Source organism: Enterobacter sp. PL_is379 (assembly GCF_055817355.1).
Genome location: NZ_JBVPGT010000024.1, coordinates 176,460 through 193,518 on the forward strand (window position 1 = coordinate 176,460; position 17,059 = coordinate 193,518).

General features: G+C 59.0%; 16 protein-coding genes. 10 read left to right on the forward strand and 6 right to left on the reverse strand.

Annotated features, from left to right (window positions below):
- Positions 1–19 precede the first annotated feature (19 nt).
- A complete protein-coding gene (gene lsrR / locus AC0TOY_RS06535; protein ID WP_003862617.1) occupies positions 20–991 on the reverse strand; it encodes a transcriptional regulator LsrR in 972 nt (323 codons plus the stop codon).
- A gap of 215 nt (positions 992–1,206) precedes the next feature.
- Between lsrR and lsrA the strand changes: the two genes are divergently transcribed.
- The 6 genes from lsrA to lsrG are packed head-to-tail and all read left to right on the forward strand — an operon-like array spanning position 1,207 to position 6,892.
- Positions 1,207–2,694 carry an autoinducer 2 ABC transporter ATP-binding protein LsrA gene (gene lsrA, locus AC0TOY_RS06540; protein ID WP_473721630.1) on the forward strand — a complete coding sequence of 496 codons (1,488 nt, stop codon included), beginning with the start codon at positions 1,207–1,209 and terminating at the stop codon, positions 2,692–2,694.
- Positions 2,691–3,722: an autoinducer 2 ABC transporter permease LsrC gene (gene lsrC, locus AC0TOY_RS06545; protein ID WP_473721621.1), complete on the forward strand. Its 1,032-nt coding sequence runs from the start codon at positions 2,691–2,693 to the stop codon at positions 3,720–3,722. Before lsrA ends, lsrC begins: the two co-directional genes overlap by 4 nt.
- Positions 3,723–4,700 (forward strand): autoinducer 2 ABC transporter permease LsrD, encoded by a 978-nt coding sequence (lsrD, locus tag AC0TOY_RS06550; protein ID WP_473721622.1) that lies wholly within the window; start codon positions 3,723–3,725, stop codon positions 4,698–4,700.
- A gap of 1 nt (position 4,701) precedes the next feature.
- A complete protein-coding gene (lsrB, locus tag AC0TOY_RS06555) occupies positions 4,702–5,703 on the forward strand; it encodes an autoinducer 2 ABC transporter substrate-binding protein LsrB (RefSeq protein WP_370884294.1) in 1,002 nt (333 codons plus the stop codon).
- Between the two features lie 11 nt (positions 5,704–5,714).
- Positions 5,715–6,602, forward strand: coding sequence for a 3-hydroxy-5-phosphonooxypentane-2,4-dione thiolase (gene lsrF / locus AC0TOY_RS06560; protein ID WP_061716445.1), 888 nt, complete (start codon positions 5,715–5,717; stop codon positions 6,600–6,602).
- Positions 6,599–6,892, forward strand: coding sequence for a (4S)-4-hydroxy-5-phosphonooxypentane-2,3-dione isomerase (gene lsrG / locus AC0TOY_RS06565; protein WP_003862606.1), 294 nt, complete (start codon positions 6,599–6,601; stop codon positions 6,890–6,892). The genes lsrF and lsrG overlap by 4 nt, the downstream gene beginning before the upstream one ends.
- Positions 6,893–6,957: 65 nt before the next feature.
- Here the strand turns inward: lsrG and AC0TOY_RS06570 are convergent, their stop codons facing one another.
- Together AC0TOY_RS06570 and AC0TOY_RS06575 are read right to left on the reverse strand one after the other, a co-directional pair.
- Entirely contained in the window at positions 6,958–7,806 is an 849-nt protein-coding gene (locus tag AC0TOY_RS06570; protein WP_473721623.1) for a dihydrodipicolinate synthase family protein, read from the reverse strand.
- Between the two features lie 12 nt (positions 7,807–7,818).
- Positions 7,819–8,505 carry a B3/B4 domain-containing protein gene (locus AC0TOY_RS06575; protein WP_473721624.1) on the reverse strand — a complete coding sequence of 229 codons (687 nt, stop codon included), beginning with the start codon at positions 8,503–8,505 and terminating at the stop codon, positions 7,819–7,821.
- Between the two features lie 42 nt (positions 8,506–8,547).
- On the opposite strand from AC0TOY_RS06575, the gene AC0TOY_RS06580 reads away from it, so the two are divergent.
- Positions 8,548–9,150: a helix-turn-helix domain-containing protein gene (locus tag AC0TOY_RS06580; RefSeq protein ID WP_048992625.1), complete on the forward strand. Its 603-nt coding sequence runs from the start codon at positions 8,548–8,550 to the stop codon at positions 9,148–9,150.
- Between the two features lie 36 nt (positions 9,151–9,186).
- On the opposite strand, the gene ygjG is transcribed toward AC0TOY_RS06580, so the two are convergent.
- Positions 9,187–10,566 carry a putrescine aminotransferase gene (gene ygjG, locus AC0TOY_RS06585; protein ID WP_048992627.1) on the reverse strand — a complete coding sequence of 460 codons (1,380 nt, stop codon included), beginning with the start codon at positions 10,564–10,566 and terminating at the stop codon, positions 9,187–9,189.
- A 435-nt stretch (positions 10,567–11,001) separates the two neighbouring features.
- On the opposite strand from ygjG, the gene AC0TOY_RS06590 reads away from it, so the two are divergent.
- Positions 11,002–12,522, forward strand: coding sequence for a methyl-accepting chemotaxis protein (locus AC0TOY_RS06590; RefSeq protein ID WP_473721625.1), 1,521 nt, complete (start codon positions 11,002–11,004; stop codon positions 12,520–12,522).
- A 336-nt stretch (positions 12,523–12,858) separates the two neighbouring features.
- The gene (locus AC0TOY_RS06595; protein WP_024906426.1) at positions 12,859–14,418 is read left to right on the forward strand and encodes a methyl-accepting chemotaxis protein; all 1,560 of its coding nucleotides are present in this window, start codon (positions 12,859–12,861) and stop codon (positions 14,416–14,418) included.
- On the opposite strand, the gene AC0TOY_RS06600 is transcribed toward AC0TOY_RS06595, so the two are convergent.
- Positions 14,415–14,909: a PadR family transcriptional regulator gene (locus AC0TOY_RS06600; RefSeq protein WP_090418780.1), complete on the reverse strand. Its 495-nt coding sequence runs from the start codon at positions 14,907–14,909 to the stop codon at positions 14,415–14,417. The two genes, AC0TOY_RS06595 and AC0TOY_RS06600, sit on opposite strands and share 4 nt — an antisense overlap.
- Positions 14,910–15,055: 146 nt before the next feature.
- Between AC0TOY_RS06600 and AC0TOY_RS06605 the strand changes: the two genes are divergently transcribed.
- On the forward strand, positions 15,056–15,820 hold the full coding sequence (locus AC0TOY_RS06605) for a siderophore-interacting protein (RefSeq protein ID WP_248165522.1): 765 nt from the start codon (positions 15,056–15,058) through the stop codon (positions 15,818–15,820).
- Here AC0TOY_RS06605 and AC0TOY_RS06610 read toward each other — a convergent pair whose 3' ends face one another.
- The gene (locus AC0TOY_RS06610) at positions 15,821–16,990 is read right to left on the reverse strand and encodes a coiled-coil domain-containing protein (protein ID WP_024906429.1); all 1,170 of its coding nucleotides are present in this window, start codon (positions 16,988–16,990) and stop codon (positions 15,821–15,823) included.
- Positions 16,991–17,059 lie beyond the last annotated feature (69 nt).

Sequence of the window (17,059 nt, forward strand, 5' to 3'; positions counted from 1 at the left end):
GTTAGCGCAGGGCGGGCTCTCACTTGGCCAGAGCCAGCACCGCGCGGGCTGTCGTCTCCTCCGTCACCAGGCCATTGATACGGCGACCCTTCAGTGCGGCATAAATCGCATCGGCTTTCTCTTCCCCTCCGGCCACGCCAACGATGGTGGGCAGCTGCGCCAGCTCATCAAGCGAGACGCCGAGTAATTCTTTATGGATCTCCAGTTCCTCGACGCACTCCCCTTCGGCATTGAGGAAATAGCCGAGAATGTCGCCGACCGCGCCTTTGCGGGCGTACATCAGCTGTTCACCTTCGCTGATATAGCCGGATCGCAGTATCGTGGCGTCACGGCGCTGGTTCACCGACCCAATGCCGACCACCGCCACGTCGGCAGCGGTGGCGGCGAGGATTACGTCCCGCACGCTGGTTTCACGTTTTAAGATCCCGGCCACCTCGGCGGATGACACGCGAAGCGGGGCGGGGATCATGCTGACACTGCATGCCGCGTCCAGCTGGCCGATACCGGTCATATACGGCCCGACGCCGCCGGAGAGCGTCACCAGGCGGATCTGCTGCGAGCTGATAAAGCCGCTCAGGTGCTGCAGGCTGCTCATGGTGGTTTCACCAAACCCCACCGCCAGCAGCTGGCCGGGCTCCAGTACGCCCATCAGCGACTGCGCCGCGCCAATGCCGAGCCGCACGTTCATCGGCGGCGTATTCAGGGCGGGCATCACGCGCACCAGCTTCAGGCCAAAGCGCTGCTGTAGCTCGGTCTCCAGCGCCAGGCAGCCCTCGTAGCGGGAGTTGATCTGCACGCGGATCACCCCGGACTGACGGCCCTTCTCCAGCAGACGGGAGATTTTTAATCGCGGCAGCCCGAGCCGCTCGCCGATATCGTTCTGGGTCAGCCCGTCGTGGTAGTAGCACCAGGCCACGCGCGCCACCAGCTCCTCTTCCGCCAGTGCCAGCCCGGCAAACCGTCCTTCTTCCGCAGTGCGTTTATCGCTCATAGTTGAACTCTTATAAAAATTTAGATCATATGTTCGTGATGGCGCGAAGGGAAAGTGTGAGCCACGCGACAAAACGGATCATTTCGATCGTTTTTGGTTTATCTGAATCCCAATCGATAAAACTGTGATCCCTGCACGGTTGTAAATATAGTTCACCGTCTACGCTTTTGAACATTATTAAATCTAAAAATCTTTTGTTCAATAGCGGAGCGATGATGACCTCACTTCTCGACGCGCGGAATATCAGCAAGCAGTTCTCAGGCGTGCCGGTTCTTAAAGGCATTGATTTCACGCTGCTTGCGGGCCAGGTGCACGCCCTGATGGGCGGAAACGGCGCGGGAAAATCGACGCTGATGAAAATCATCGCCGGGGTCGAAACGCCTGACAGCGGTGAACTTTCTGTCGAGGGGCAGTCATATGCGCGGCTGACGCCCGTTCAGGCGCACAGGCTTGGCATTTATCTCGTGCCGCAGGAGCCGCTGCTGTTCCCCAACCTGACGGTGCGGGAAAACATCCTGTTCCGCCTGCCGCGCGAGCGCGATCTGGAAAAGCGGCTGGAGGAGAAACTCCAGCAGCTGCAGTGCCAGCTTAACCTCGATGCCGCCGCCAGCACGCTGGAAGTGGCGGATCAGCAGATGGTGGAGATCCTGCGCGGGCTGATGCGCAATGCCAGGATCCTGATCCTCGACGAACCTACGGCCTCCCTCACGCCGGGCGAAACCGAGCGGCTGTTCCGCCAGATCCGTGCCCTGCAGGATCTTGGCGTCGGGATTGTCTTTATCTCGCACAAGCTGCCGGAAATTCGCCAGCTGTCGAGCCACGTCTCGGTGATGCGCGACGGCGCGGTGGTGCTGAGCGGCGAAACCGCGCAGTTTGACGACAGCGCCCTGATCGCCGCCATGACGCCGATAAGCCGGGAGAAATCCCTAAGCGATACGCAAAAGCTGTGGCTGGCGCTCCCGGGCAATCGCCGTACCCAGCCGCAGGATTTCCCGGTGCTGCGCGTTGACGATCTTACCGGGGAAGGCTTTATCGATCTCAGTCTTGAGATCTATGCCGGGGAGATCGTTGGCCTGGCAGGGCTGGTGGGATCCGGACGCACCGAGTTTGCGGAAACGCTCTACGGCCTGCGGCCCGTGCGCGGGGGCCGCGTCTGGCTGGATAACCAGGAGATCACCGGCGATCCGGTAAGTTCACGCCTGGAAAAAGGGCTGGTCTACCTGCCGGAAGACAGGCAGGTGTCCGGCCTGTTCCTCGACGCGCCGATCCGCTGGAATACCGTGGCGCTGAACGAGCCGTCGCTCTGGCAGCAGCGCAAGCGGGAGTCGGCGGTGGTGGAACGCTATCACCGGGCGCTGGGGATCAAGCTCAACCATGCGGATCAAACCGTGCGCACGCTCTCCGGCGGTAACCAGCAGAAGGTGCTGCTGGCGCGCTGCCTGGAGGCCAACCCTTTGCTGCTGATCGTCGATGAACCGACGCGCGGCGTGGACGTCTCGGCGCGCGCCGACATCTACCAGCTGATCAAAAGCGTGGCGGCGCAGAACGTGGCGGTGCTGATGATTTCAAGCGATCTCGATGAGTTTCCGGGCCTCGCGGACCGCGTGCTGGTGATGCATCAGGGCGTACTCAGCGGCGAGCTGCCGCGCCATGCCGTCAGCCTCGACAGAATGATGGCGCTGGCGTTCGGAGGGCAAGCATGAAGACCTTACTGAAAAACCGCGAGCTGAGCGCGTTTCTCGCCATTCTGGCGCTGTTCGCCGTGCTGGTGGCGCTCAATCCGTCCTACCTGAGTTTGCAGACGCTGGGGATGATCTTCGCCAGCTCGCAGATCCTTATCCTGCTGGCGATCGGCGCGGCGCTGGTGATGCTGACCCGCAATATCGACGTCTCCGTGGGTTCAACCGTCGGGCTCTCCGCCATCGCCGTCGGCGTGGCGCTGAACGGCGGCTACAGCCTGCCCGTTTCCATCCTCTTCGCGCTCACGGTTGGCGCGCTGGCCGGGTTATTCAACGGGTTTCTGGTGGTGGGGCTGCGCATCCCGGCGATTGTCGCCACCCTCGGCACGCTGGGGCTGTACCGTGGAGCGATGCTGCTCTGGACGGGCGGAAAGTGGATTGAAGGGCTGCCGCCGGGGTTGAAATCTCTCTCTGAGCCTGCGGCCATCGGCGTGTCGCCCCTTGGTATGGTGGTGTTGATTATCGTGGTCACCGGCGCGTGGACGCTGTCGCGCACCGCGTTCGGGCGTGATTTTTACGCGGTGGGGGATAACCTCGCTGCCGCGCGGCAGCTGGGCGTGGCGGTGAACCGCACCCGCATGATCGCCTTTACCCTCAACGGCGTGCTGGCGGCCTGCGCCGGGATCGTCTTTGCCGCGCAGATTGGTTTTGTGCCCAACCAGACCGGCAGCGGGCTGGAGATGAAGGCCATCGCCGCCTGCGTCCTCGGCGGCATCTCGCTGCTGGGCGGCACGGGCACGCTGATCGGCGCGTTGCTTGGCGCGTTTTTCCTGACGCAAATCGACACCGTGCTGGTGCTGTTCAGGCTCCCGGCCTGGTGGAACGACTTTATCGCCGGGCTGGTGCTGCTGGGCGTCCTTGTGCTCGACGGGCGTCTGCGTCAGGCGCTGGCGCGCCATCAGCGGGCGCTGAAGTACGGTCGCTTCCAGCCGGGTAACAGAGGGGGAAAGCACGTCACCCCGTTTCCCAAACGCAAAAAAGAGGTGGCGTAAATGAGGCTTAACTGGGAAAGCGCGCTGCTCATTTTGCTGGTGCTGGAGATCCTGCTCTTTGGCGCCATCAACCCGCGCATGCTCGACATCAACATGCTGCTGTTCAGCACCAGCGATTTTATCTGCATCGGCATTGTGGCGCTGCCGCTGACGCTGGTGATCATCAGCGGCGGGATCGACATTTCGCTGGGCTCAACCATTGGCCTTTGCGCCATTGCGCTGGGGGTGATGATGCAGGCCGGGTGGCCGATGGCGGTTGCGATTCCGCTGACGCTGCTGCTGGGACTGCTGTGCGGGCTGGTAAACGCGGCGCTGATCCACTACACCGGCATCAGCCCGCTGGTGATCACCCTCGGCACGCTCTACCTCTACGGCGGCGGCGCGCTGCTGCTCTCCGGCATGGCGGGGGCGACGGGCTATGAGGGCATCGGCGGCTTCCCGGACAGCTTTACCGCCTTCGCTAACCTCACGGTGTTGGGCCTGCCGATCCCTTTGGTCTTGTTCGCGGCTATCACCGTCTTCTTCTGGCTGATTACCCACCGCGGGCGCTTTGGGCGCCATCTGTTCCTGATTGGGCAAAATCCGCGTGCGGCACGCTATGCGGCGCTGTCGGTGAACGGCATGCCCTACGCGCTGTATGGTCTGGTGGGCGTGGCCTCGGCGGTTGCCGCGCTGGTAATGGTCTCCTATTTCGGCTCCGCGCGTTCGGATCTGGGGCGCGATTTGCTGATGCCCGCGCTCACCGCCGCCGTACTCGGAGGAGCCAATATCTACGGCGGTTCAGGTTCGGTTGTCGGTACAGCGCTGGCGGCGCTGCTGGTGGGCTACCTGCAACAGGGTTTACAGATGGTCGGCATCCCTAACCAGGTGTCGAGCGCGCTGTCAGGGGCGCTGCTGGTCGTGGTGGTGATGGGACGTTCGCTGAGTCTGCACCGCGAGTGGGTGCGTTCTCTCTTTAGAAAACTATCCGGAGCGTAAGATGAAAACAAAACTGTTCGTCCTGGCAATGGCCCTCGGCTTCGCTTCGGCGCAGGCGGCGGATCGCATTGCCTTTATCCCGAAGCTGGTGGGCGTGGGCTTCTTCACCAGCGGCGGCAACGGCGCGAAAGAGGCGGGGAAAGATCTTGGGGTGGACGTCACCTACGACGGCCCGACCGAGCCGAGCGTCTCCGGCCAGGTGCAGCTGATCAATAACTTCGTCAACCAGGGCTATAACGCCATCATCGTCTCCGCTGTGTCGCCGGACGGCCTCTGCCCGGCGCTCAAGCGCGCGATGCAGCGCGGCGTCAAGGTCCTGACCTGGGACTCCGACACCAAACCGGAGTGCCGCAGCATCTATATCAACCAGGGAACGCCGGAACAGCTGGGCGGCCTGCTGGTGGAGATGGCGGGCAAGCAGGTCACCAAACCGAATGCCAAAGTGGCGTTCTTCTACTCCAGCCCCACCGTCACCGACCAGAACCAGTGGGTGAAAGAGGCGAAGGCCAAAATCGAGAAAGATCATCCCCAGTGGCAGGTCGTCACTACCCAGTTTGGCTATAACGACGCCACCAAATCGTTGCAAACCGCCGAAGGGATCTTAAAAGCGTATCCGGATCTGGATGCGATCATCGCCCCGGATGCCAACGCGCTGCCGGCCGCTGCGCAGGCGGCGGAAAACCTGAAGCGCGAAGGGGTGGCGATTGTCGGGTTCAGTACGCCGAACGTGATGCGCCCGTACGTTGAGCGCGGCACGGTAAAAGCCTTCGGCCTGTGGGATGTCGTACAACAGGGCAAAATTGCGGTCAATGTCGCCGATCGTTTGCTGAAAAAAGGCGATCTTAACGTCGGCGACAGCGTGGACGTAAAAAATATCGGGGCGCTGAAGGTCGAGCCGAACAGCGTGCAGGGCTACCAGTATGAGGCGAAGGGCAACGGCATCGTGCTGCTGCCGGAGCGGGTGGTGTTCACCAAAGAGAACATCAGCAAATACGATTTCTGACGGGGGAGCAAATGGCTGATTTAGACGATATCAAAGACGGTAAGGATTTTGGCATCGGCACGCCGCAGGTCAACGTGCCGTTCACGCTGAAGGGCTGCGGCTCGCTGGACTGGGGCATGCAGTCCCGCCTGGCACGCATCTTCAACCCTAAGAGCAACCGTACGGTGATGCTGGCCTTTGACCACGGCTACTTTCAGGGGCCGACCACCGGCCTTGAGCGTATCGATCTCTCCATCGCGCCGCTGTTTGGTGAAACCGACGTGCTGATGTGCACCCGCGGCATCCTCAGGAGCCAGGTGCCAGCCGCCACGAACAAACCGGTGGTGCTGCGCGCCTCCGGCGGTAACTCAATTCTGGGCGAGCTGTCGAACGAGTGCGTGGCGGTGGCGATGGAGGACGCGCTGCGCCTGAACGTCTGCGCGGTGGCGGCGCAGGTGTACATCGGCAGTGAGTTTGAGCATCAGTCGATCAACAACATCATCAAGCTTGTCGATGCGGGCGCGCGCTACGGCATGCCGACGCTGGCGGTGACGGGGGTCGGTAAAGAGATGGCGCGTGACGCACGCTATTTCTCGCTCGCCAGCCGCATCGCCGCCGAAATGGGGGCGCAGTTCGTCAAAACCTACTACGTGGACGAGGGCTTTGAAAAAGTGACCGCCAGCTGCCCGGTGCCGATTGTGATCGCCGGGGGCAAAAAGCTGCCGGAGCACGAGGCGCTGGAGATGTGCTGGCGCGCGATAGATCAGGGGGCATCCGGCGTGGACATGGGGCGCAACATCTTCCAGTCCAGCGCGCCGCTCGCCATGCTGAAGGCGGTGAAAAAAGTGGTTCACGAGAACTGGAATGCCCGCGATGCGTTCCAGTTCTGGCAGGAAGAGAAACAGGGAGGAGCAAAATGAACGTGACGCTGGTTGAAATCAACATTAAGCCCGAGCGGGTGGACGAGTTTCTGGAGGTATTCCGCGCCAACCACGAGGGGGCAATCAAGGAGCCGGGAAACCTGCGCTTTGACGTATTGCAGGACCCGAGGGTGAAAACCCGGTTCTTTATCTACGAAGCCTATAAAGACGAAGAGGCGGTGCTGGCGCATAAGCAAACGCCGCACTATCTGGCGTGCGTGGATAAGCTTGAGGAATTGATGTCGGAGCCACGTAAGAAACGCAGTTTTGTGGGGTTGTTGCCGGAGTAACGGTACGGGTAAGAGGTTGTGTTGCTTTTGTAGGCCGGGTAAGCGTTAGCGCCACCCGGCATTGTTCAGGCCAGCGCCAGATCCGCAAGTAACGCAGCAAGCGCTTCGCGCGGCTCACCCTGAATAGCCTGAAGCGGGAAGGGGAGCGCGGGTGTTTCCACTTTCCCCAGCATTTCTGCCGCTGCTGCTACCACCCGCAAGCTGCCGTATCGACGGAACAATTCCCAAAGCGGCTCCAGCCGCTCGGATTGTGTCGTCTCTTTCGAACGCGCAATCGCCAGCGCTGTTTGCGGGAACAATCCGCCGAGCACCGAGTACCAGACGTCAAACCCGGCATGCAGGGCGGAGGCCGCTCGCCAGTCGCCGGCGATGCCCAGCGTGACGGTCTCAGGAAGACGAGCCCTTACCTGTGACAGGTCCTCCGGCACGCGGCCAAGCTTTATGGAGCCTATATTCGGCAGGGCCGCGGCGGCAAATAACAATGCATCGCTAAACGAAAAACCGGTCGTGGCGGGATTATCGTAAATGCACAGCGGTACGGAGATCTGGCGGGTCACCGTTTCATAGAGATTAAACACTTCGTCTTCCGTTAATCGCTGGTATGACACGGGCGCCAGCAGCAAGCCGGAGACACCTGCCGATTGCGCGTCGTCAGCCAGACGCAGAATATCGTCCAGCCGTAATGCGCCAATGCTGACGATGACCGGAATGTCATCAGCATGCGCCGCCGCGCAGCGTGCGATCCGACCGCGCTCTTCTACGGTCAGATAGGCATAGCTTCCCGTTGAGCCGAGAATGCCCAGAGAATCCACGCCAGCGTCGACCACGGGGCGCAGAAGATTGATGAAGGACTGCTCGTCAAACGTCCCCTCTTTCAGGGGGGTTAACGGAAAAGCGCTTAATCCGTGAAACATCGTGTTGTCCTCTTACAGCGTCAGCATCTTAACCTGAGCCGTGGCCCCCGGCATCAGCCGCTGCAGGTTGTTGACCAGCTCTTCTCCAGCCTCTTCCAGTGCCGCAAGCGGCATCGACGGCAGGCTTTCAAGAATAAACCACATAGATTGCGCCTGGCTGTCCAGACGGGTACGCACCCCCTGTCGCCAGTTCCAGCGGCGGCAGGTGACGCCGAGGTTGTCGCGCCAGATAACCTCGCCTGGTTCAGGATGTTCCACCACTGGTTGTCCCTCTTTAAAGGTATCAAACGGCTCGCTGCCGTCGGCCAGCGTCAGACGCGGCGCACCCGAGTACGCCGCGAGATTTTCACCACCCACCGGAATGGCATAGCGAATGCTCACCGCGTTATAGATATCCACCACCGGATCCAGCGACGGCAGCGAACCGTCTTTCAGTACCCGCTTGCGCAGGGCCGCGGCGGAACAGGGCGTGCGTTTCGGTTTCGCGCCGAAGGCTTTAAACACCTCATCCCAGTCTGAAAGGTGTGCATCAGCCCACGGCACATCATCATTCAACATCTGCTGGCAGGCCTGCGCCAGCGCGGCGGGCGCTACCTCCGGGTGGGTAATCGGCGCAGCTTCAACCAGAATGCTCAGCGCCCGAAAGCCTGGGGCAATCCCGGCAAGACGCGAATCTATTGACGGCGTAACGAGAGACATAAATAATCCTGTATTGACTGTTTTATACCATGGTAGTGACCAATGACTGATAAAGTCAATATAATGACTGATTCGGGTGCCGATGTTGCCCAGGTAAGCCTGGCCGTGGCGAACCGCATCCGCAACTGGCGTAAAGAGAAAAAGCTGTCGCTGGACGAGCTGTCCCGCCGCGCCAGCGTCAGCAAAGGGATGCTGGTGGAGATCGAAAAGGGCGCAGCCAATCCCAGCATCGCCATTTTGTGCAAGCTGGCCGCCGCGCTCGGCATCTCCGTGGCGGATATCGTCAACGTCTCCAGCGAGCCGCTGGTACACGTTATCGAAGAAGAGGCGATTCCGGTGCTGTGGCAGGGCGCGCTGGGTGGACGCGCCAGACTGCTGGCGGGTACCGCGGGACCTGACATGATTGAGTTATGGCAGTGGGAGATGCAACCGGGAGAACGTTTTACCTCCCCGGGGCACCCGGCGGGAACCTTTGAGCTGCTGCACGTAAACGAGGGCGTGTTAACGCTGACGGTGGATGAGACGGTGACCCAGGTTAACGCTGGTGCGTCGGCGGTGGCGAAAACGGAAGCGTCGCACGGCTACGCCAATGAAAGCGATACCGTGCTTCGCTTCACCATGACGGTGGCGGAGTTTCACCGATAAAAAACTGCCGGGTAGCGTAACGCCACCCGGCGTTGATTACGCCTCTTCCACGCTCACCCGCAGCGCTGCCAGCGCTTTACGCGCCGCTTTCAGCACCTGCTCACACTGCTCAATCGTCAGCGTCAGCGGCGGTTCAATGCGGATGGTTTTCGAGTTGTTGAGCGTTCCGGCCACCAGCACCCGCTGGCGGAACATCTCGCTCGCGAAGCTATAGCCGGTTTCGTTATCAATAAACTCAATCGCCATCAGCATCCCTTTCCCACGCGCGTCCTGCACCAGGTCCGGATACTCCCGGCCTAGCTGACGGAAGCCGTCCAGCAGCATGTCGCCTTTCTGCTCCGCCTGCGCGGGCAGGTTTTGCTCCAGCAGCACGTTGATGGTCGCCAGCGCGGCCGCACAGGCCAGCGGGTTACCGCCAAAGGTGGTGGTATGCAGGAACGGATTGTCGAACAGCACCGAGAAGACCTCCTCGGTGGCCACCGTCGCGCCAATCGGCATCACGCCGCCGCCGAGCGCCTTCGCCAGGCACAGGATGTCCGGCTGCACGTTTTCGTGCTCGCAGGCAAACATCTTGCCGGTGCGCCCCATCCCGGTCTGGACTTCGTCGAGGATCAGCAGCGCGCCAAACTCATCGCACAGCTGACGCACGGCGGGCAGATAGCCCTGCGGAGGGAGGATCACGCCGCCTTCGCCCTGAATCGGCTCCAGGATCACCGCCGCCACGTCATCGCCGGTCTTGCGGCATTCGCTCAGCGCGGTGCGCATGGCGTTGATGTCGCCAAACGGCACGTGGCGGAAGCCCGGCAGCAGCGGCATAAACGGTTTGCGGAAGGTGGATTTGGCGGTAGCAGACAGTGCGCCCAGGGATTTCCCGTGGAACGCGCCGCTGGTGGCGATAAAGGTGAATTTCCCGCGCGGCGACTGGTACGCTTTGGCGAGTTTAATCGCCGCTTCGACCGATTCCGTGCCGCTGTTGCTAAAGAAGCTGTACTTCAGTTTGCCGGGCGTTAAGGCCGCCAGCGTTTTCGCGAGCATGGCGCGAAGCGGGTCGAGCAGTTCCTGGCTATGGAGAGGTTGTTTCGCAAGTTGATTCTGTACGGCGGAAACCACAACTGGATTACGGTGCCCCACGTTGAAAATTCCAAAACCTCCCAGGCAATCGATAAACTCCTGTCCCTGGGTGTCGACAAGCGTGTTCAGACTTCCCGCTTGCCACTCTACGGCTCCGTAATCCCCGCCGGCGGTAACAGATTTGCGATACTCCAGAAACCCTGGATTGACGTGCTCTTTAAAGTAATCGATGACCTCTCGGTTAAGTTGTTTCATCTCCTCATGATCGAGCGTTCGCTTCTCAATGAGATTCAGTGCGTGCGCGGTACAGGCAAGAGCCGAGGCGCTGGAAGGTAACCTGTTCAAAATGTGCTCCCGGGGATCGCGTATCACATGATACTGAGTTAAGTATTGCAGGGATTACGCCACTTCAGATGACTTAACGAAAATCGGGATAAACGCCAGGTTAAAATAATGTTGCACAATATTTAATCATGCCGGAGCAACCGAAACGGGATTTAGCGGTACAGGAAAGAGAGGATAAATGAGGACGGGAACGCGCAGCTGCACTAAAGAAGTGCATTCGCTGCAACTTAAGTGGGCGTTAACGGGTCATGCTTTACAGGTAATTTCTTTACGAAAGTATTTGAAATCAATGAATTAAAAAATCGTACAAAAAGTATGGTTTAAGTCAAATCTGCGATCTCCATCAAGTTTAACAACTAAAGATAAATTGTTTACCGCCGAAAAAACATTGACCCACAAAATTAACATTCAAATAACCTGCAAGGGATGCCCACGATGTCCTCTCCAACCTATGTCACCCAGAATGAATATCCTCTGGACGATGACACCACCTTAATGTCTACCACAGACGTCCACAGCTATATAACACACGCCAACGACACCTTTGTGCAGGTGAGCGGCTACCAGCTCGATGAGCTGACGGGCCAGCCGCACAATATGGTACGCCATCCCGATATGCCAAAAGCCGCGTTTGCCGATATGTGGTACACGCTGCAGCAGGGCGAGCCGTGGAGCGGGATTGTCAAAAACCGGCGCAAAAACGGCGACCACTACTGGGTGCGTGCGAATGCGGTACCGATGGTGCGCCGGGGGCAGGTGACGGGCTATATGTCCATTCGTACCAAAGCCACAGCGGAAGAGATTGCCACCGTGGAGCCGCTCTACCGGGCGCTGAACGACGGGCGCTGTAAAAAACGTATTCATAAAGGGCTGGTGGTCGGAAAGGGCTGGCTGGGCAAACTGCCGGCAATGCCGCTGCGCTGGCGCGTGCGCAGCGTGATGGCGGCGCTTTTTGCCGTACTCGCCGCCACGCTGGTCGCGACCTCCGCCGGGTGGATGCCTCTCGCCGCTGCCGCGGTGGTGATGCTGCTGGGGACGCTGCTGTTTGAGCAACAGATTGTCCGCCCGGTAGAGAATGTAGCGCGACAGGCGCTGAAGGTCGCCACCGGCGAGCGTAACAGCGTGCAGCACCTGAACCGCAGCGACGAGCTGGGGCTGACGCTGCGTGCGGTCGGGCAACTGGGCCTGATGTGCCGCTGGTTGATCAATGACGTGTCGAGCCAGGTGGTGAGCGTCCGTGACGGCAGCGACAGGCTGGCGCAGGGGAATGAAGATCTGAACGATCGTACGCGTCAGACCGTCGCGAACGTGCAGCAGACCGTCGTGACAATGAACCAGATGGCCGCGTCCGTTCAGAGTAACTCCGAAACCGCCGCCGAGGTGGACAAACTCTCCGTGGCCGCGAGCAGCGCGGCAACGAAAGGGGGCAATGCGATGCAGACCGTCGTTAAAACGATGGATGACATTGCCGACAGCACGCAGCGAATTGGCTCGATTACCTCTCTGATTAACGATATCGCTTTCCAGACCAATATTCTGGCGCTGAACGCGGCGGTTGAAGCGGCAAGGGCAGGCGAGCAGGGCAAAGGTTTTGCCGTGGTCGCGGGCGAAGTCCGTCATCTCGCCAGCCGCAGCGCCAGTGCGGCTAATGATATTCGTAAACTTATTGATGCCAGCGCCAGCAAGGTGCAGTCCGGCTCTGAGCAGGTTCACGCTGCGGGCCGTACGATGGATGATATCGTTGTGCAGGTGAAAAACGTGACGCAGCTTATCGCCCAGATCAGCCACGCGACCTCCGAGCAGGCAACCGGACTGTCAGAGTTGACCCGCGCGGTGGCTGAACTCGACAGCATCACGCAGAAGAATGCCGACCTGGTTGAGGAGAGCGCCCACATTTCTGCGATGGTGAAGCATCGCGCCGGACGCCTTAAGGATGCGGTGACTGTGCTCCATTGAGTCAATAATGTTCCGGAAAAGCCGTTTATTCCGTAAGGAATAAGCGGCGTTTTATTTTCCGGATGTGATTATTAATGTATTTTATTGTTAAGTTAATATTAAATAACTAAAGAAAGTGCATCAGTTATTTATTCCTGCCTAAGTCAGTTCTTCAGAATCCTGTTTCAAAAATACCTCGTTTGACGGTCTGGTAACGATCGATGAAGCAATATTAATAGCCTGCACCTATGCATTGTGAGGGTTATGAAATAAAAAAACGATCAAAGTCATAAAGTTAGCCAATCCGTTACCGATAACAGCGATCGTCTGAGAAATAATCACATCGATGGAGAAAATATGTTCTTACATGACGTAAAGATCGGCACGAAATTATTTCTGGCGTTTGGATTCTTTATTGTCCTGATGGCGATCAGCGCGAGCCTGTCTCTGCTGAGTCTGAACCGGGCTAATAACGGGATGCAATCCATTATTACCAGTGATTATCCGACCACGGTAAAAGCGAACCAGTTAATCGATAACTTCCAGGAATTTATTAGCACGCAACAGCTGATGCTGCTGGATGAGCAGGGTACCTACACGGGGCAATCGCAGCAGCGCCTGAAAGAGATCAGCGAGCACATCACGGTGATCCTCGGCGAGCTTAACAACGCGCTGCAGGATCAAAAGTCTCAGCAGGTGCTGGCGGATATCCGCAGCGTGCGCCAGCAGTATCTGGACTCGCGCTACCGCATTTTGCAGGCGGTGCAGAACAACAATCGTGCGGGCGCTATTCAGGAGATGATGACCACCACCCTCGCCGTGCAGCAGGCTTATAAAGCGAAGGTGAAGGAGCTGATTACGATTCAAAACAGCGAGATGCAGAGTGCAGGGGCGCAGGTGGAAGGAGATTTCAGGTCTAACCGCCTGCTGCTGATCCTGATCACGCTCTTTAGCGTCGTGGCAGGCAGCCTGATTGGCTGGTTTATCGTGCGCGCTATCACACGTCCGCTCGGCGAGGCGGTGCATTTTGCAAAAGCCATTTCAGAGGGCGATCTGACGGGCAGCATCACGCCGCACGGCAAAGACGAAACGGGTCTGCTGCTGCATGCGCTGATGGAGATGAAGACGCGACTGTTGGACATTGTGCAGCAGGTGCAAACCGGCTCGGAGAATATCTCCAGCGCAGCCGCGCAGATTGTCGCCGGGAACCAGGATTTGGCCGCGCGCACGGAAGAGCAGGCAAGTTCTGTCGAACAGACCGCCGCCTCGATGGAGCAGATCACCGCGACGGTGAAAAATACTGCCTCGCATACCGGGGAAGCGACCAACCTTTCGGCCGATGCCGCCACGGTGGTCAAAAACAACGGTGAGATGATGAAGCAGGTGACCAGCAAAATGCGCCTGATTAACGAAACATCGAACCGGATGTCCGACATTATCGACCTGATCGACGCCATTGCGTTCCAGACCAACATTCTGGCGCTGAACGCGGCGGTGGAAGCGGCGCGCGCCGGCGAGCACGGACGCGGCTTTGCGGTGGTGGCCGGTGAGGTTCGCCAGCTTGCCCAGAAGAGCGCGTCGTCTGCCAGCGAAATCCGGGAGCTGATTGAGAGCTCCACCAGCCAGACCCAGGACGGGATGAACCTTGTCGAAAAAGCGAGTGGGCTGATCAACGGGATGGTGGGCAACGTGGAGGAGATGGACGTGATTCTGCGGGAAATTCGCCAGGCCAGCCACGAGCAGACGGAAGGTATCTCGCAGATTAACAGCGCGATTGGCCTGATTGACGCCACCACCCAGCAGAACTCCGCGCTGGTGGAGGAGTCTGTGGCTGCGGCGGCATCGCTTAACGAACAGGCGATGCACCTGAAAGAGCTGGTACGCGTCTTCCGCGTGAGCGAGCACGCACCGGCTTAATCCAGCTGGGAGATCTCCAGCGCCGCGCGGTCAATCACGCCGATGATCTGCTTGAGCTGCGCGTCGCTGAGCTCTCCCTGGTTCACCTTCAGGTCTAACACCGCTTTGAAGTTATCCAGCGCCCGCTTCATCTGCGGGTTTTTGCGCAGCTGAAAACCGACGCTGCGCGCTTTGATACGCACCTGGATCTGTTCCAGCTGTTCCCGGTTTTCATCCAGCCAGCGCTGTCCTTCAGCGGTAATCGCAATGCGCTTACGCCCGCTCTCTTCTTCCGTAATGGTGATAAATGTCTGATCCTGAAGATAATCCAGGGTTGGGTAGATGACGCCTGGGCTCGGGGTGTAATTCCCCTGGGTCAGGTTTTCAATTTCTTTGATCAGCTCGTAGCCGTGGCTCGCGCTACGGGTCAGGATATCCAGAATCACCAGCCGCAGATCGCCGTGGCCAAAAAAGCGCGGTCGGCGCCCGCCGCTGTCGTGTTCGTGTCGCATAACAGGTCCTTTAATTGATATATCTAAACTATATCTAAGATATATTCAAATGCAATCTAAAAGATCTTGCATTTTTCCTTATTAGTAATCATTATCATTTGAAAATTGATTTAGATATATCGTATTCACCAGAAAAGGGTCTAAAAATGGCATCTACTCGTTATCCACAGCGTGTTCGTAATGACCTGCGTTTTCGCGAGCTGACGGTGCTCCACGTTGAACGCGCCAGCGCGGGTTTCCAGCGCATTGTTTTAGGCGGCGAGGCGCTGGAGGGCTTTAGCTCCCGCGGTTTCGACGACCATACCAAAGTCTTTTTCCCGGCACCCGGGACGACGTTTACGCCGCCGGTGGTCACCGATGAAGGCATCGACTGGGGCGACGGCGTGCGTCCGCAGGCGCGCGACTATACGCCGCTCTACGATGAGGCAAATCATGAACTGGTTCTCGATTTCTTCATTCATGACGGCGGCATTGCCAGCAGCTGGGCGGTCGAGGCGAAAGCGGGCGACAGGCTGACCATCGGCGGCCCGCGCGGTTCGCTGGTGGTGCCGGAGGATTACGCCTGGCAGCTGTACGTGTGCGATGAATCCGGCATGCCCGCGCTGCGTCGACGCTTAGAAAGCATTGCTAAACTGCCGGTTCGCCCGGAGGTTCATGCGGTCGTGACGGTCAGGGACGAATCTTATAAAGACTATCTGGCGCACCTGAGCGGGTTCAATATCACCTGGGTAGTGGGCCACAACGCGCAGGCGGTCGCAGACCATCTGGCGGCGCTGACCGTTCCGGGGGAAGACTACTTCATCTGGCTGACCGGGGAAGGGAAGGTGGTGAAAACGCTGAGCCGTCAGTTTGAAACCGACGCGATTGACCCGCAGCTGGTGCGTGCCAGCGCATACTGGCACGCCAAATAATCAGGCGGCGGAATCCAGCTGCGCTTCGTTCACCTGATGTTCGAGCGAGGCGCGGACCTCGTGCAGCGCTTTCTCCTGCTGAGCGAAGTACGCTTCCATATTATTGAGCGACGAGACCAACAGCCAGGACTCCTCTTTCTCCAGTTCCGCCAGCTCGTTCACTAAAATGTCGATCTGCTCGCGGACCTGCGCCATTTTTTTGCGGATACGTTCCAGATCGTTCAGCCTGTCGCTGGCCATCAATGGCTCGAAGCCCTGTTGCAGGCGGGCTACCAGCGAGCGAATGGCTTTCACATCGCCGCGCTGCTTCGCCTGGTTAAGCTGCACCATCATGCTGTTGGCTTCTTCTTTCAGATCGTCCGCCACCAGATCCGGGTGGCAGAGCTTGCTCGCCTGCCGCCAGAGACGCTTGAGCTCGTTCTGGTCTTCTTCCGAAAGATGCTTACCTTTGCGCAGCCGCACTTCGGCATCGTGATGCTGTTCGCGATACTTCTCGTACTCTTCGTTCGCCTCGTCGCGCGCCTGACGCGCAGGCTCCTCTTCGCGCGTTAAGCCGCTCTCCAGCTCCAGCGCTTCGGCCAGCAGGTTGGCAATCAGATTGCTTTGCTGTTCCAGATGCTTACGCGCCTCAGCGGCCTGGACGGAGTCGGCCGGGAGATCGCGCCAGCGCTGGGTGAGCGTCGCCAGCACCTCTACCGCCTGCGCCATATAGTGCTGGCAGCGACGGTAATCTTCCTCGCGACGACGCGCTTCCGCCTGCTGACGACGCAGGTTTAGCTCCGCCAGGGTTTTACGCAGGGCGAGGATCTGCTGCATCAGCGGCCCAAGGCGGGAAAAATAGAGATCGTTAAACTCATCAAGCTGCTGCACGCGGGCGTTGCGGCGGTCAATCAGATCGCGCAGACGCTCTTCCAGCGCCTTCAGCTCCAGCTTGCTGGCGGCCACCTGCGGGTCGCGCCACGGGGTGACGGCACGCTGGCCCTGCAGCCAGGCGGTAATGGCCGCCATCGCAGCGGTGTAATTCTTCTCCTCAAGCGCCACGACGATTGCCTGTAGCTCATCGTCAAACGCTTCATTTTTCAGGCGTGTCAGCTGGCTCTGGATGATGTCGTCATCTTCCAGTTCAATGGCATTTTTAATGATTTCTAGCCGTTTGATCGGTGTGCTCATGATGCCTTTCGCTTTGGCGCTTAAGTATTTGAGTTAAGGTTAGTTGTTGTAAAAGCTACAGGAAATAAT

Excerpts from the sequence above, each read along its gene's own strand:
- lsrR (WP_003862617.1), bottom strand. The coding sequence starts at position 991 with ATGAGCGATAAACGCACTGCGGAAGAAGGACGGTTTGCCGGGCTGGCA.
- lsrA (WP_473721630.1), top strand. The coding sequence starts at position 1,207 with ATGACCTCACTTCTCGACGCGCGGAATATCAGCAAGCAGTTCTCAGGC.
- lsrC (WP_473721621.1), top strand. The coding sequence starts at position 2,691 with ATGAAGACCTTACTGAAAAACCGCGAGCTGAGCGCGTTTCTCGCCATT.
- lsrD (WP_473721622.1), top strand. The coding sequence starts at position 3,723 with ATGAGGCTTAACTGGGAAAGCGCGCTGCTCATTTTGCTGGTGCTGGAG.
- lsrB (WP_370884294.1), top strand. The coding sequence starts at position 4,702 with ATGAAAACAAAACTGTTCGTCCTGGCAATGGCCCTCGGCTTCGCTTCG.
- lsrF (WP_061716445.1), top strand. The coding sequence starts at position 5,715 with ATGGCTGATTTAGACGATATCAAAGACGGTAAGGATTTTGGCATCGGC.
- lsrG (WP_003862606.1), top strand. The coding sequence starts at position 6,599 with ATGAACGTGACGCTGGTTGAAATCAACATTAAGCCCGAGCGGGTGGAC.
- AC0TOY_RS06570 (WP_473721623.1), bottom strand. The coding sequence starts at position 7,806 with ATGTTTCACGGATTAAGCGCTTTTCCGTTAACCCCCCTGAAAGAGGGG.
- AC0TOY_RS06575 (WP_473721624.1), bottom strand. The coding sequence starts at position 8,505 with ATGTCTCTCGTTACGCCGTCAATAGATTCGCGTCTTGCCGGGATTGCC.
- AC0TOY_RS06580 (WP_048992625.1), top strand. The coding sequence starts at position 8,548 with ATGACTGATAAAGTCAATATAATGACTGATTCGGGTGCCGATGTTGCC.
- AC0TOY_RS06590 (WP_473721625.1), top strand. The coding sequence starts at position 11,002 with ATGTCCTCTCCAACCTATGTCACCCAGAATGAATATCCTCTGGACGAT.
- AC0TOY_RS06595 (WP_024906426.1), top strand. The coding sequence starts at position 12,859 with ATGTTCTTACATGACGTAAAGATCGGCACGAAATTATTTCTGGCGTTT.
- AC0TOY_RS06600 (WP_090418780.1), bottom strand. The coding sequence starts at position 14,909 with ATGCGACACGAACACGACAGCGGCGGGCGCCGACCGCGCTTTTTTGGC.
- AC0TOY_RS06605 (WP_248165522.1), top strand. The coding sequence starts at position 15,056 with ATGGCATCTACTCGTTATCCACAGCGTGTTCGTAATGACCTGCGTTTT.
- AC0TOY_RS06610 (WP_024906429.1), bottom strand. The coding sequence starts at position 16,990 with ATGAGCACACCGATCAAACGGCTAGAAATCATTAAAAATGCCATTGAA.